Raw genomic sequence first — 13529 nt, forward strand, 5'->3', positions numbered from 1 at the left:
TGCTATGAAGTGGCTGGAAATGTGGCGGGCTCTCCATGCGCCTCGCCTGCGAGTTCGCGCGTCCACGGCGGATTGGCACCAGCGCGAGAGGCGGTGATGCCCGCCGCTCGTGCGGCGAACTGCAGTGCGTGCTCAACGTCGTGCGGTGCGGGCGGATCACCCGCGAGCAGGGAAGCGGCGAGCGGACCGTCGAGCACGGCCGCGAGGAGCGCGGCCATGAACGAATCGCCTGCGCCGACCGTGTCGACCACCGCCACTCGATCCGCGGGGGCAGCGGCCCGGCTGTCGGCGAACCGTGCGATGCAACCGGCCGCACCACGCGTGACGACGGCGAGGGACGCGCCGAGAGTGAGCATGCGTGCGAGCACTGCATCGAGGTCTTGACCGGGGTACAGCCATTCCGCATCTTCATCGCTCATCTTCACGATGTGGCTCCGCGCGGCGAGGCGCTCGACCTGGTCGAGCGTCGCGCCGTGATCCTTCATGAGATCGGGGCGGATGTTCGGGTCGTAGCTGCGCAGCCGCGATCCTGGATCGTCGAATGCGGCCGCGACGGTGGCAGCGCCGGGTGTCAGCACCGCGCCGAGCGAGCCCGTGTGCACGAGGCCGATGCCGTCGAGCGGAGTCGTCGGGAGTTCCGAGTCGAGCACGAAGCGGTACTGCGCCTGCCCGGTGGCGTCGAGCGTCACCTCGGCACGAGAGGTCTCCGCGCCTGGTACGGGCTCAGCGAACGAGACGTCGGAGGCGCGCAGATGATCGGCGATCTGCGCGCCGTGCGCGTCGTCGCCGAACCGGGTGGCCAGCGTCGTGGCAACGCCGAGCCGGCTCAGGCCGACGGCGACGTTCAGAGGCGAACCCCCGGGAAACGCGGCGCCGTCGATGACGTCGACGAGCGCCTCGCCGAAGACGAGTGCGCGCGGCGCCCCGGTCGTCGCGTGCTTCACAGCGCGGTGTATCCGCCGTCGATGACGATCGACTGGGCGGTGAGGTAGGAGGACGCGTCGGATGCGAGGTAGGCGACGAGCCCATGCAGGTCACTGGGATCGCCCATGCGGCCGATCGGAATGCGCGACGTCCACTCGGCGGCGAGCTCCGGGTTGCTCTCGGTGAACTGCTTCGTCATGTCGGAGAGGAAGTAGCCCGGGGAGATGGCGTTGACGCGAATGCCTGCAGCGGCCCACTCCACGGCGAGCGACTTCGTGAGGTGGTCCACGGCGGCCTTCGACGTGTTGTACGCCGTCTGCTGCTGCGGCACGTTGACGATCTTCGCGGACATCGACGAGACGAGGATCGCAGAGCCCGCGTGTCCCTCGGCCAACACCCGTCGCGCGAACTCCTGGGCCACGAAGAAGGTTCCGTCGACGTTGATCGACTGCACTCGGCGCCACTGCGCCGGGTCGATATCGACGGCGGCTTCGAGCAGGGTGATGCCGGCGGCCGTGAGCAGAATCTGGGGGGTGCCGACGGCAGCGCCGATCCGGTCGAACGCCGCGCTGATCTGCTCGGGGTCGGTGACGTCGGTGTGGATGCCGACTGCCTGCACGCCGAATCGCTCGCCGAGAGCGACAGCCGTCGCGTCGACGTCGGGGAGCACATCGAGCAGTGCGACATTCGCACCCTGCCCCGCGAGCGCCTCCGCGAGCGAGTAGCCGAGGCCGCGTCCGCCGCCGGTGACGACAGCTGTGCGGCCCTGCAGGTCTTCGAACTTCATGAATCGCTCCTTCGGTGCGGGTCGGTACGTGAGGCATCTGCGAGCAGTGCCTGGGCGGTGCTCGCATCGCATGCGAGCGAGTGGATGAGCCCGCTGCGGAGCGCCGCGCGCACCGCAACGAACTTCAGCGGCCCGCCGGCGACGGCGAGCACATGGGGGACGTTGCGGAGCCCCGGGGCGTCGATGCCGACGCTCCGTCCCACAGCATTCTCGACTACCGCACCGTCGATGTCGAGCAGTACGGCGCCGAGGTCGGCGCGCACGCCGGCGTCGAGGAGCGATTCGCGGATCCCGAGCTGCCCCGCGAGCATCGAGACCTGCGAATCCTCCGGATTCCAACTTCCGATGCCGACGACCGCGGTGGTGACCTCTGAGAATCGGGCGAACGTCTCGCGAGCAGCGGGCTCGTCGCGGAGCAGCTCGGCGGTCTCATCACTGCGTGTCAGGAGCGGAGCGAGCAGCGCGTGCGGGGTGCCGCCGGATACCCTCGCGGCGTGCCGCACGAGTTCGACGCCGCTCTCCTGCAAACCTGCGGCGACGCCCTCCAACTGGACGACATCGACGGGCGGGAGCGACTGGAACGCCATCACCATCTGGCGCAAGGTGCGGCCTGCGGCCAGGCCGAGCACCTCGCCGGGCGTCATCACCTCTTCGACGAGTCGCGCCGCGGCGGTACCGAGACGCCGCTTCAACGTGTCCTCCGCGCCGCCGGGTGCGTGTACAACAATTGCGTGTCGAAGTTGAAAGGCTGCGCGCAACTGAGCGGAGAGCCCGAGGTCGAGTTCGTCGGGTGAGGCGATCTCGAATCGCACGATTCCCCGTTCGCGCGCTTGCTCGAGCAGGCGCGCGACGGCGAACCGGGAAATTCCGAGCTCATCTGCGATTTCTATGCGAGACAAGCCATCGAGATAGTGCCGCGTTGCGACGAGGGCCATGCGGCGTTCGACCTCGCTCATGGGGCTCCTCCATCGGATTGGCGCAGTGGGACAGAGAGACTGTAGCATCGCTCAAATGTGCGGGCATGTTTCTCAGATGTTACAAGTCATGGTAAAAACCTATACGGGCCTCGAACGAAGCGCCCACATGCCGGGACGACGAGGAACCTCCGCTCGCCGTGGAGAGGGGTGAATGCAACATGAGTAACCAGCAGGCACACACGCGCGACTCCGCGCAGCACGTGCCGGCCACCGGGACGCTGCTCGAATGCACGAACATCGTCAAGGGCTTCGGAGGGATCCCCGTGCTCAGGGGAATCTCATTGAGCCTCGAGGCGGGAACCATCACCGCGCTCGCGGGCGAGAACGGCGCGGGCAAGTCCACGCTGATGAAGATCGCATCGGGTCAGTACCGCCCGGACGGCGGCACCGTCGAAGTTCAGGGCACCCCGCTTCCCGCGGGCAACGCTCAAGCAGCGCACCGACTCGGCGTCGCCATCGTGCCGCAGGAGCTCGCGTCGATCCTCGAGCTCACCGTGTACGAGAACCTCTTCATCGGACGCGAGCTGCGCGGACCGCTGGGGCTTCGCCGTGGCGCGATGATCGAGCAGGCCCGCGAGCAGCTCGCGGTCTTCGGGCTCACGATCGATCCGCGCAAGCGCATGGGCGACCTCGCCGTCGGCATCCGTCAGATCATCGAGATCGTCAAAGCCACCAACACCGGCGCGAACGTGATCCTGCTCGACGAGCCGTCGAGCGCGATCTCGGAGCGGGAGGTCGGCCGACTGCTCGAGGTCATGGGGCTGCTGCGCGACCGCGGCGTCGCGCTGCTGTTCACGACGCACAAGATGGAGGAGATTCGGGCCATCGCCGACCGCGTGATCGTGCTCCGCGACGGTGAGCTCGTCGAAGACCAGGCGCTCGCGAACCTGACCGACGACGACATCGTGACGGCGATGATCGGACGAGAGCTCGAAGACCTCTTCCCCGAGCGCGGTGTGCCGAGCGCTGACGTCGTGCTCGAACTGGACGCGCTGCAGGTCACCGGCGCGAACGCCCCCATCTCGCTGCAGGTGCGCCGCGGCGAGATCGTCGGCCTGGCCGGTCTGGTCGGCGCCGGACGCACGGAGCTCATGGAGACCGTGTTCGGCGTCCGCAAGTCGGAGAGCGGCGAGGTCAGGGTCCGCGGATCGCGCGTGAAGCCGGGCGAGCCAGCAGCCGCCATCACAGCGAAGATGGCGCTCGTGCCGGAGGATCGCAAGGGCTCTGGCGCTGTGCTCCCGATGTCGGTGCTCGACAACGGCACTCTGCCGGGCCTCGGCCAATTCTCCATCGCAGGGTTCCTGCGTCAGCGCGCTCGTCGCGAGCGGGTCGGCGAGGTCATGGATTCGGTGCGACTGCGCAGCCGCGATCTCGACCAGTCGCTCGAGACGCTCTCCGGCGGCAATCAGCAGAAGGTGGTGCTGGCCCGCTGGCTCACCGGGGATGTCGACGTGCTGCTGCTCGACGAGCCGACGCGCGGCGTCGACGTCGGAGCGCGAAGCGAGATCTACCGCATCATCGTCGAATTGGCCGCCAGCGGCATGGCCGTGCTCATGGCGTCGAGCGATATGCCCGAGATCCTCAGCCTCTCCCACCGTGCACTCGTGCTGCGAGAGGGTGCGGTGGCCGGTGAGCTCACCGCAGCCGACCTCTCCCGCGCCGAGGTGCAGGACCGAATCTTCCGCCTCGCCAGCGGACTCGAAGCCACGGAAGCGGACGCGGCTGCCGCTGAACCCGCAGACGCTCCTCGAAAGGACGCATGACATGTCGAATCCGACACAGACCGAAGTGATGCGGACGGTGTCCGAGAGCGGCGATCTCCGCCGCTTTTCGGGACCCTGGTTCCGCGAACTGGCCATCCGCTACGCGATGGTCATCGTGATGCTGCTCATCATCGCCTTCTTCCTGTACCGCAGCGCGCGCTTCGGCACGGTGGACAATGTGACGACGATTCTGGTCGCGGCGGCGCCCTTCGCGCTGATCGCGCTCGGGCAGACGCTGGTGATCCTCACCGGCGGGATCGACCTGTCGGTCGGCAGCGTCATCGCCTTGAGCGCCATGGCCGCCGCCGTCGCGGCGAAGGAGATGCCCGACCAGATCTGGCTCGCGCCGATCGTCGCCGTGGCCGTCGGTTTCGCCGCGGGTTCGGTGAACGGCTTCGTCGTCTCGGTCATGAAGGTGCCGCCGTTCATCGCGACGCTCGGCATGCTCACGCTGGCCAGCGGCCTCGCCTTCGTGCTGGGCGACGGTGCGCCGATCAACGGTCTGCCCACCGAGTACGGTCAGTTCGCGAACACGCGCGTCTTCGGGCTCACCGTCCCCGTGATCCTCATGATCCTCATGATCATCGGATTCGGGCTGATGATGCGCCGCACCAGCTACGGCCTGCGCGTCTACGCAGTGGGCGGCAACCCGCTCGCCGCGCAGATCGCCGGCGTGAAGACCGGCCGGGTGCTCTACAGCGTGTACGCCATCAGCGGCGCGCTCGCCGGCCTCTCCGGCATCATGCTCTCCTCCCGCGTGATCAGCGGGTCGCCGAACCTCGGCCAGGGCTACGAACTCGACGCCATTGCCGCAGTCGTGATCGGTGGGGCGAGCCTCATGGGCGGCCGCGGCACCGTCTGGGGCACCGCGCTCGGCCTGCTGCTCATTCAGACCCTGAACAACGGTCTCGACATTCTGACCGTCCCCGCCTACTGGCAGGACGTGATCAAGGGCGTGCTGATCGTCGCCGCAGTCGCGGTCGACGTATGGGCCAGCAAACGTCGACGATCTTGACCGTCGCCGCTCCCACGGGCGCGGCGAGATCCCCGAGTGCACGACTCTCCCCTCACCACTCACCATCGAAATGGAGTACCCCATGAAGTTCACCTCCCGAATGAACCGCGGATTCGCGGTTGCCGTGGCCGGCGCGGCAGTGCTGTCGCTCGCGGCTTGCGGTGCCGGCGATCCTGCAGCGCAGCAGGGCGCCGATGACAGCGGCAAGGAACGCGTCACCGTCGGCGTGAGCGTCTACGACATGTCCTCCTTCATCACCGAAGGCAAGGAAGGCATCGACCGCTACGCGGAAGACAACAACATCGAGATCCTGTGGAACGTCGCGAAGATGGACGTCTCGACGCAGGCGACCCAGGTCGATCAGTTCATCCAGGCCGGCGTGGACGCGATCATGGTCGTCCCCGTCCAGGCGGATACGCTGCAGCCGCAGGTGACCGCCGCGAGCGAGGCGGGGATCCCCTTCCTCGACGTCAATGCGACGCTGAACAACGACGAGGTCGCCGGGAGCGTGCAGCCCGACGACGTCGCCGCTGGCGCGCAGGAAGCGCAGATGATGATGGACGAGCTCGGAGGCAAGGGCAACGTCGTCATCCTGCAGGGCCCGCTGGGCGGCTCGGGCGAGATCAACCGCGGCGCCGGCATCGACCAGGTGCTCGAGGAGAACCCCGATGTGAGCGTGCTCGCGAAGGACACCGCAAACTGGAGCCGCGACGAGGCCGTCAACAAGATGAAGAACTGGATCTCCGCCTTCGGCGATGAGATCGACGGCGTCATCTCGCAGAACGACGACATGGGTCTCGGCGCCAAGCAGGCGCTGCGCGAGGCCGGCATGGACGACATTCCGGTAGTCGGCATCGACGGCATCGAGGATGGTCTCAACGCTGTGAAGAACGGCGACTTCATCGGCACCTCGCTGCAGAACGGCACGGTCCAGCTCGCGACCGGTGTTGCGGTGGCTGCTGCCATCGCGCGCGATGAGGATGTCGACAACAACCTCGTCTACACCATGCCCCCGATCACGCAGGACAACGTCGAGGACGCTCTCGATCACGTCGTCAACGATCGCCCGGCCTTCCTCGACGGGCTGAGCGAACTGATCGCCGAGAACCTCAAGACCGGCGATATCGCGTACGAGGGTCTGCCCGGCCAGGAGTAGTCAGCGATCGAGCGGCGGCGGTTTCCTCCCGGGCAGGGGTGGAAGCCGCCGCCGTTCAGGTTGTGCGCGGCCCGGAGAGCAGCGACAGCGCCGAGGCGCGGTCGGTGATGAGGGTCGTCACGAACCCGGCGAGCAGCACGGCCCGGAGCGCGGCGTGCTTCTCGGCTCCACCCGCGACGACGACGATCTCGGGGATCGCGCGCAATTGATCGAAGGGGATCGCAATGGTGCGAGTATCGAGGGCCGAAACCCGGCCGCCCGAACCGTCGAAGAGCGACGCCGCGACATCGGCGCGCACACCGCTCGCGATCAGACCGCCCGCATCGTCGTCGGAGATCGAATCCGCGAGCTGGGAGACGACGGGGCTCCAGCTGCCGACCGCGAGCACGGCGCGCGTCACCTCTCCCATGCGCGCCAGCGTCTCGGCGACGCCGGGCTGGCGGCAGAGCATGGCTGCGGCGTCGGCGTCGGACGCCACGAGCGGAACGTACAGCGACGCGGGCTCGCCTCCCGATATCGCACTGACGGTGCGCACCAGATCTCCAGCCGTTTCACCTGGAGGGCCCGCGAGCCCGGTCAGCTGGAGGACATCGCACTGCGGGAGCGCGCGGAGGTGCTCGGGAATCGCGGCGAGCGTTCGGCCGCTCGCGAACCCCAGCACCTCTCCGGCTTGGACCTGCGTCTCGAGGTACTCGGCTGCGGCGCGGCCGAGAGCGGCGCGGAGCGCGCGCGGGTCGGCGTCGCCGTCGGGCATCGTGACGCACCGGACGTCGCGGAGCCCGTACCGTCGGCGCAGTTCGGCGACGTCATCGCGGCTGAGCGCTTGCGGTGCGCCGACGCTGATGCGCAGCACGCCGAGGTCGCGGGCCTCGGCGATGAGTCGGGCGACGCGGAAGCGGGACATGCCGGTTCGCGCGGCCAGCACCACCATCGGAACGTCGTTGATGAAGTGCTCTCGGGCGACGTGCGCCATCTCGACCAGCCTGTTGGGACCGGGTTCCATGGTCGTCTCCTCTCGATGGGTCATCATCTCACACCGGATGATTCCGGGGCGCGCACTGCGTCGAGCCGGAAGTCGCTTCACATCGCGCAAGACGATAGAATAAATGCAACAAATGAGAGATCAGGTCAATCATATGAGCGCAACCGCCGCCGACCTCGTGCATCACGCACGAGAGTCGATTCTTCGCGAGTCTCAAGCACTGGCGAATCTCGCCGAGCAGATCGACGACAGCTTCGCCGACGTGGTCTCGGCCGTCCAGCGCTGCACCGGCAAAGTCGTGACCACGGGAGCCGGAACGTCGGGCATCATGGCCGAGCGCCTCGCTCACCTGCTGTCGGTCTCCGGGACGCCGGCGTTCTACCTCCCCTCGCAAGACGCACTCCACGGAGGCATGGGAGCCGTGACCTCGGACGACCTCGTGATCGCCTTCTCGAAGGGCGGGCAGTCAGTCGAACTCACCCAGCTCGTCGAGCGCCTCGTCGAGCGCGGAACCGACGTCGTCGCGGTGACCGAGCGACCCGACTCGCCCTTCGCCGCGGCCGCGACGCGCGTCGTCCACCTCACCACAGATCCGATCGACGCCGACGCAGGCGGCCTGATCGCACTCGGCAGCACACTCGTGGCCGGAGCGTGGGGAGACGCCCTCACCGTCACGCTCATGGGCCTGCGCGGCTTCAGCTGGGAAGAGGTCGTGCAGATCCACCCGGCCGGGATCGTCGGCCAGCAGCGCGAGCTGCCGGATACGATCGAGGCGCCGACGCGGGGAGGCGCCGCATGATCGCCGTCGTCTGCGGCGTCGATACGTCGACGCAGTCGTGCAAGGTGGAGTTCTTCGCGCTCGACGACGGGCGCCGGATCGCGGGGGCCACTGCCGCGCATCCGCCGGTCGCGCCGCCGCGCAGCGAGCAGAATCCCCATGCCTGGTGGAATGCGTTCGTCGGCGCATTTCGCGCTGCGCTCGCGCAAGCGGGCGACGTGAGCGTTCGCGCGATCTCCGTCGCGGGGCAGTGCCACGGCATGGTGCCGCTCGACGCGCACGGCGAGGTGATTCGCGACGCGAAGCTCTGGAACGACACGACGACCGACGGCGAGCTGCGCCGGCTCACCGAGCGCATCGGTGCGGATCGCCTGATCGCGTCCACCGGATCGCTCCCGACCGCCGCATTCACGCTGAGCAAGGTCGCGTGGTTCGCCGATCACGAGCCGGAGAACTTCTCGAGACTCGCGACCATCCTGCTGCCGCACGACTATCTCACGTACCGGCTCACCGGGGCGTTCGCGACCGACCGCTCCGAAGCATCGGGCACCGGGTACTTCGACCCGTCGGCGAACCGCTATCTGCTCGATCACCTCGCGCTCATCGACGAGTCGCGCGACTGGGCGGCGATGCTGCCCGAGGTGCTCCCGCCCGACGGCGTGGCCGGCACCACGACCTCGGCGGCCATGACCGAGCTCGGCATCGCAGAGCCGGCACTCGTCTCCGCCGGCGGCGGCGACCAGCACGCCTCGGCCCTGGGCCTCGGGATCGCGGAGGGAGACGCCGTCTTCGCGTTCGGCACCTCCGGGGTGGTGTTCTCGACCACACCAGAGCCCGTGCGCGATGCGCGAGGATTCGTGAACGGCGTCGCGAACCTCACGGGCGGCTTCCTGCCGCTCGTCTGCACGCTCAACGGAGCGAAGGTGATCGACACGTTCGCGAGACTCATGGGAGCGAACCACGACGAACTCTCCGCCCTCGCATTGCAGGCGGGGAGCGATGGGCCGGTGCTCGCGGCGTTCCTCGATGGGGAGCGCACGCCCAACCGGCCGCTGGCCTCCGGCCTGCTCGCCGACCTCACCACCGAGACGAGCCGTGAGCAACTGGCACGTGCGGCGTACGAAGGCGTGGTGTTCGGTCTCGTCGCCGGGCTGTCCCACTTCGAGCGCTGTGGGGTGCGCACCGACGGCGAAGTGATCGCCATCGGCGGCGCCGCCCGTTCCGCCGCGACGCGGCAGATCCTCGCCGATGCGCTTGGCAAACCGGTGCATCTCGTCGACGCACCGGAGGCGGTCGCGCGCGGAGCGGCCGTGCAGGCCGCCTCGGTGCTGAGCGAGACGCCCATCATGGAGCTCGCGGAGCACTGGAAGCCGGCCCGGCGGGTCGCGGCCGAGCCCGCCAGAGTCTCGACCGAGCGCTTCGCGCGGTACGCCGAGGTCGCAGCGATCGACACGCTCGACCGGAGCCGCGGATGAGCGCGGTGCAGTTCGCGGAGCGCTCGTCCGCTGCCGCCCCGCCCCATGCTGCATGGATCACCGATGTGCCGGAAGGATCGGTGTACGGCAGCCTGTACGCCGCGCCTGCGCCGGATCGGGAAGCCGTCGCCGACCGATTCGCGGCGATCGGCCTGCCGATTCATCTCGATGTGATTCTCGATCGCGAAGACACCGGGGAGCTGGTGCATCGAGGGATCGTCGCAGCCGAACTGCGAGACCTCGGCGCGCGGCACCCTGATTCGCTGCTCGAGGTCCACCTGATCGTGCTCGCGGGAGCGCGAGGCCGCGCCGTCGACGGGTACGACCCCGAGCTGCGCGACGAGATCGCCGCGGTACTCGAGGCCGCCGCCTCGGTCGGTGCGCAGCGCGCCGCAGTGCCCGCCGGCGTGGCAGCGGACGCCTCCCTGACCGAGGCGTTCCGCGCCGCAGGCGGAGAGGTCTGGTCGGTGCTCGAACCGGGGGACGACCCGGCGAGTCTCGACGCCGGCACTGCCGGCGCCCTGATCATGCTCATCGAGCCCGGCACGCGGGAGCCCGCGCGCCCCGAACTGCTCGAACGCATTCCGCAGCTCGCTCCGGCGGTGCAGGTGAGTGTCGACGGAGGCGTCGATGCCGCCATCGCGCTCCGCGCGATCGAGCTCGGAGCCCATCACGTCATCGTCGGCCGCGCCCTGCTCGGCCGCGCACACACCCAAGCAGTACGAGGAGAACAGTCATGACTCACCCTGAGATCCCGGAGCGGATGCGCGCCAGCGTGCTCCTCGGCACGCGAGAGCTCACGATCGAAGAGCGCCCGGTGCCGGTGCCCGCCGCCGACGAGGTACTCGTTCGCGTCGGCGCCGTCGGCGTGTGCGGTTCAGATGTGCACTACTTCCGCGAGGGGCGGATCGGAGACTTCGTCGTCGAGGCTCCGCTCGTGCTCGGGCACGAGGTCGGCGGCGTCGTCGTCGCCGTCGGCGAGAACGTCGATCCGGCCCGCGTCGGCCACCGGGTCGCGATCGAGCCGCAGCGGCCATGCGGGCGCTGCCGCGAATGCCGCATCGGCGCCTACAACCTCTGCCCCGACATGGAGTTCTACGCGACGCCCCCGATCGACGGCGCCTTCGCGGAGTTCGTGACCATCCAGTCGGCCTTCGCGCACGACGTGCCCGACAACGTGACCGACGAGGCGGCCGCCCTGCTCGAGCCGCTGTCGGTCGCGATCACCTCGGTGCGCAAAGCCGGCATCGTCCCCGGCTCGACCGTGCTCATCGCCGGAGCCGGCCCCATCGGCATCATCACCGCTCAGACGGCACGCGCATTCGGCGCCGGCGAAGTGATCGTCTCCGATCTCGTCGAGGCGCGCCGCGACCGCGCACTGCAGTACGGTGCGACCCGCGTCATCGACCCGCGCACGCAGAACCCCGCGGATCTCGATGTGCCGATCGACGCCTTCATCGATGCGAGCGGCGCGGCACCCGCCGTGCAGTCCGGCATCCGCGCCGTGCGTCCTGCCGGGACCGCCGTGCTCGTCGGCCTCGGCAACCCAGAGATGACGCTGCCCGTCGAAGACATCCAGAACCGCGAGATCACCGTCACCGGGATCTTCCGCTACACCGAGACCTGGCCGGTCGCGATCCAGCTCGTCTCGAACGGCCAGGTCGATCTCGACTCGCTCGTCACCGGGCAATTCGGTCTCGACGAGGTCGAGCAGGCACTCGAGAGCGACACCGACCCGGACAGCCTGAAATCGGTCGTCTACCCGGGTCGCTGATCAGCCACCACCTCTCGCGACGATCCGTCGCTTCCTCGCACGATGTACCAACATGAAAAGGACACGAAACATGACTTCGTTCAGCCTCGAGGGCAAGACGGCCCTCGTCACCGGCGGTAACCAGGGTCTCGGCAAGGCATTCGCCTTCGGGCTCGCCGAGGCCGGCGCACGCGTCGCGATCGTCGGCCGCAGCGCCGAGCGAAACGCGCAGGTCGTCGCCGAAGCCGCGGATCGCGGGATCGAGTTCGTCGCCATCACCGCGGACATCACCGACGACGCGCAGATCACCCGTATGGTCGAAGAGGCCAAGTCGGGTCTCGGCCGCATCGACATCCTCGTCAACAACGCTGGCACCTGCTTCCACGGCGAATCGTGGAGCGTCACCGACGAGCAGTGGGACGCGGTGTGGGACCTCAACGTGCGCGCCCTCTGGAAAGCGAGCGTCGCGGTCGGCGAGCACATGCGCGAGATCGGTGGCGGATCGCAGGTGAACATCGGCTCGATGTCGGGATTGATCGTCAACCGCCCGCAGTGGCAGCCGGCGTACAACGCCTCGAAGGCTGCAGTGCACCACCTCACCAAGTCGCTCGCCGTCGAGTGGGCTCCCCTGAACATCCGAGTGAACGCGGTTGCGCCCGGCTACGTCAAGACGGAGATGGCTCCCGTCGACAACCCCGAGTTCCAGCGCTACTGGATCGAGGATGCCCCGCAGCAGCGCTTCGCCCTGCCCGAGGAGATCGCGCCGAGCGTGGTCTTCCTCGCGAGCGACGCCGCCTCGTTCATCACCGGCTCGGTCCTCGTGGCCGACGGTGGATACACGGCAGTCTGATGAGCGACGTGCAGGACGCCGTACGTCGCATCGTCGTCAATGCGGCCGATGACATCCGTGTCGAGCAGATTCCGGCGCCCGCCGCGGGGACCGGCGAGGTGCTCGTGCGCTCGACCATCGTCGGCATCTGCGGGTCGGACGTGCACGCGGCGCACGGCCGACACCCGTTCATGTCCCTGCCGTTCTGGCCGGGGCACGAGGTGATCGGCGTCGTCGAGGCCGCTGGACCCGAGGCGCCGGCGGATCTCGTGAACCGCCGCGTCGTCATCGAGCCGAACCTCGCCTGCGGGGAGTGCACGCCGTGCCAGCGGGGTCGGTACAACATCTGCGCGACGCTCGACGTCTTCGGCTGCCAGACCCCTGGCGGCATGACGGATCGCTTCACCATCGCCGCAGATCGCGTCATCGCGCTGCCCGACGACCTGAGCGACCGAGAGGCTGCGCTCATCGAGCCGCTCGCGACTCCCGTGCACGCGGTGCGCCGCGCAGGGGATCTCACGGGCGCTCGCGTCGTGGTGCTCGGGGCCGGCCCCATCGGCTTGTTCGTGACGATCGCCGCGCTGCACGCGGGAGCTGAACGCGTCGTCGTCGCCGATCTGCTCGAGTCGAAGCGCGCCCGCGCGGAGCGTCTCGGCGCTTCCGGCAGCTTCGATTCGAGCGCCCCCGATGCCGCCGAAGCCGCGATGCGCGAGCTCGGCGGCAAGGCGGACGTCGTGTTCGACTGCGTCTCGCGGGAGGCCACCGTGCGCCTCGCGATCGAGATGCTCGAGAAGGGCGGCACCATCATGACCGTCGGCGTGCCCTCCGGGCCCACCACGATCGACCTCGAGCTGATCCAGGATCGCGAGATCGCACTGCTCGGGAACCTGATGTACGTGCGGGAGGACGTGGAGGCCGCCATCGCGCTGCTGCGCGAGCGTCGCCTGCCCCTCGACGAGCTCATCACGGGAGTCTTCCCGCTCGACCAGGCGCAGCAGGCGTTCGACGCGTCGAACGATCCCGAGCAGGTGAAGGTGCTGGTGGAGGTGTAGTACGTCGCTCCTCCCTGTGGGTCGGGGTCAGTATGCGG

The 13529-nt window shown here is 68.7% G+C and carries 13 protein-coding genes; 9 read left to right on the forward strand and 4 right to left on the reverse strand.

Going from position 1 to position 13529, the window contains the following annotated elements; all coding sequences use genetic code 11:
* Positions 1-2: 2 nt before the first annotated feature.
* Genes WFH23_RS00545 through WFH23_RS00555 form a run of 3 tightly spaced genes read right to left on the reverse strand, consistent with a single transcriptional unit; the run spans position 3 to position 2667 of the window.
* A complete protein-coding gene (locus WFH23_RS00545) occupies positions 3-944 on the reverse strand; it encodes a carbohydrate kinase family protein (RefSeq protein WP_336661253.1) in 942 nt (313 codons plus the stop codon).
* Complete coding sequence (locus WFH23_RS00550; protein WP_336661254.1) at positions 941-1711, reverse strand: SDR family oxidoreductase; 771 nt, start codon at positions 1709-1711, stop codon at positions 941-943. Before WFH23_RS00550 ends, WFH23_RS00545 begins: the two co-directional genes overlap by 4 nt.
* Positions 1708-2667 carry a sugar-binding transcriptional regulator gene (locus tag WFH23_RS00555; protein ID WP_336661255.1) on the reverse strand — a complete coding sequence of 320 codons (960 nt, stop codon included), beginning with the start codon at positions 2665-2667 and terminating at the stop codon, positions 1708-1710. The genes WFH23_RS00550 and WFH23_RS00555 overlap by 4 nt, the downstream gene beginning before the upstream one ends.
* 179 nt (positions 2668-2846) lie before the next feature.
* On the opposite strand from WFH23_RS00555, the gene WFH23_RS00560 reads away from it, so the two are divergent.
* From WFH23_RS00560 to WFH23_RS00570, 3 genes are all read left to right on the forward strand, one after another.
* A complete protein-coding gene (locus WFH23_RS00560; RefSeq protein ID WP_090146822.1) occupies positions 2847-4451 on the forward strand; it encodes a sugar ABC transporter ATP-binding protein in 1605 nt (534 codons plus the stop codon).
* A 1-nt stretch (position 4452) separates the two neighbouring features.
* Positions 4453-5466, forward strand: coding sequence for an ABC transporter permease (locus WFH23_RS00565; protein WP_090146824.1), 1014 nt, complete (start codon positions 4453-4455; stop codon positions 5464-5466).
* An 82-nt stretch (positions 5467-5548) separates the two neighbouring features.
* Complete coding sequence (locus tag WFH23_RS00570) at positions 5549-6622, forward strand: substrate-binding domain-containing protein (protein WP_090146826.1); 1074 nt, start codon at positions 5549-5551, stop codon at positions 6620-6622.
* 55 nt (positions 6623-6677) lie between these two features.
* Here the strand turns inward: WFH23_RS00570 and WFH23_RS00575 are convergent, their stop codons facing one another.
* Complete coding sequence (locus WFH23_RS00575; protein WP_336661256.1) at positions 6678-7625, reverse strand: sugar-binding transcriptional regulator; 948 nt, start codon at positions 7623-7625, stop codon at positions 6678-6680.
* 133 nt (positions 7626-7758) lie between these two features.
* Between WFH23_RS00575 and WFH23_RS00580 the strand changes: the two genes are divergently transcribed.
* From WFH23_RS00580 to WFH23_RS00605, 6 genes are all read left to right on the forward strand, one after another.
* On the forward strand, positions 7759-8403 hold the full coding sequence (locus WFH23_RS00580; RefSeq protein WP_336661257.1) for an SIS domain-containing protein: 645 nt from the start codon (positions 7759-7761) through the stop codon (positions 8401-8403).
* On the forward strand, positions 8400-9857 hold the full coding sequence (gene xylB / locus WFH23_RS00585) for a xylulokinase (RefSeq protein ID WP_336661258.1): 1458 nt from the start codon (positions 8400-8402) through the stop codon (positions 9855-9857). The genes WFH23_RS00580 and xylB overlap by 4 nt, the downstream gene beginning before the upstream one ends.
* Positions 9854-10597 (forward strand): hypothetical protein, encoded by a 744-nt coding sequence (locus WFH23_RS00590; protein ID WP_336661259.1) that lies wholly within the window; start codon positions 9854-9856, stop codon positions 10595-10597. The genes xylB and WFH23_RS00590 overlap by 4 nt, the downstream gene beginning before the upstream one ends.
* Positions 10594-11631, forward strand: coding sequence for an NAD(P)-dependent alcohol dehydrogenase (locus WFH23_RS00595; protein WP_200329998.1), 1038 nt, complete (start codon positions 10594-10596; stop codon positions 11629-11631). Before WFH23_RS00590 ends, WFH23_RS00595 begins: the two co-directional genes overlap by 4 nt.
* A gap of 70 nt (positions 11632-11701) precedes the next feature.
* Positions 11702-12460, forward strand: a complete 759-nt coding sequence (locus tag WFH23_RS00600; RefSeq protein WP_090146838.1) for an SDR family NAD(P)-dependent oxidoreductase — start codon at positions 11702-11704, stop codon at positions 12458-12460.
* Positions 12460-13491 carry a zinc-dependent alcohol dehydrogenase gene (locus WFH23_RS00605; RefSeq protein ID WP_336661260.1) on the forward strand — a complete coding sequence of 344 codons (1032 nt, stop codon included), beginning with the start codon at positions 12460-12462 and terminating at the stop codon, positions 13489-13491. Before WFH23_RS00600 ends, WFH23_RS00605 begins: the two co-directional genes overlap by 1 nt.
* Positions 13492-13529 lie beyond the last annotated feature (38 nt).

Origin of the sequence: Leucobacter sp. USHLN154, assembly GCF_037145595.1 — a bacterium.
Taxonomy (GTDB): Bacteria; Actinomycetota; Actinomycetes; order Actinomycetales; family Microbacteriaceae; genus Leucobacter; species Leucobacter alluvii.

Coding starts and splice junctions, on each gene's coding strand:
- WFH23_RS00550 (WP_336661254.1), bottom strand. CDS start 1,711: ATGAAGTTCGAAGACCTGCAGGGCCGCACAGCTGTCGTCACCGGCGGC.
- WFH23_RS00555 (WP_336661255.1), bottom strand. CDS start 2,667: ATGAGCGAGGTCGAACGCCGCATGGCCCTCGTCGCAACGCGGCACTAT.
- WFH23_RS00560 (WP_090146822.1), top strand. CDS start 2,847: ATGAGTAACCAGCAGGCACACACGCGCGACTCCGCGCAGCACGTGCCG.
- WFH23_RS00565 (WP_090146824.1), top strand. CDS start 4,453: ATGTCGAATCCGACACAGACCGAAGTGATGCGGACGGTGTCCGAGAGC.
- WFH23_RS00570 (WP_090146826.1), top strand. CDS start 5,549: ATGAAGTTCACCTCCCGAATGAACCGCGGATTCGCGGTTGCCGTGGCC.
- WFH23_RS00575 (WP_336661256.1), bottom strand. CDS start 7,625: ATGGAACCCGGTCCCAACAGGCTGGTCGAGATGGCGCACGTCGCCCGA.
- WFH23_RS00580 (WP_336661257.1), top strand. CDS start 7,759: ATGAGCGCAACCGCCGCCGACCTCGTGCATCACGCACGAGAGTCGATT.
- xylB (WP_336661258.1), top strand. CDS start 8,400: ATGATCGCCGTCGTCTGCGGCGTCGATACGTCGACGCAGTCGTGCAAG.
- WFH23_RS00590 (WP_336661259.1), top strand. CDS start 9,854: ATGAGCGCGGTGCAGTTCGCGGAGCGCTCGTCCGCTGCCGCCCCGCCC.
- WFH23_RS00595 (WP_200329998.1), top strand. CDS start 10,594: ATGACTCACCCTGAGATCCCGGAGCGGATGCGCGCCAGCGTGCTCCTC.
- WFH23_RS00600 (WP_090146838.1), top strand. CDS start 11,702: ATGACTTCGTTCAGCCTCGAGGGCAAGACGGCCCTCGTCACCGGCGGT.
- WFH23_RS00605 (WP_336661260.1), top strand. CDS start 12,460: ATGAGCGACGTGCAGGACGCCGTACGTCGCATCGTCGTCAATGCGGCC.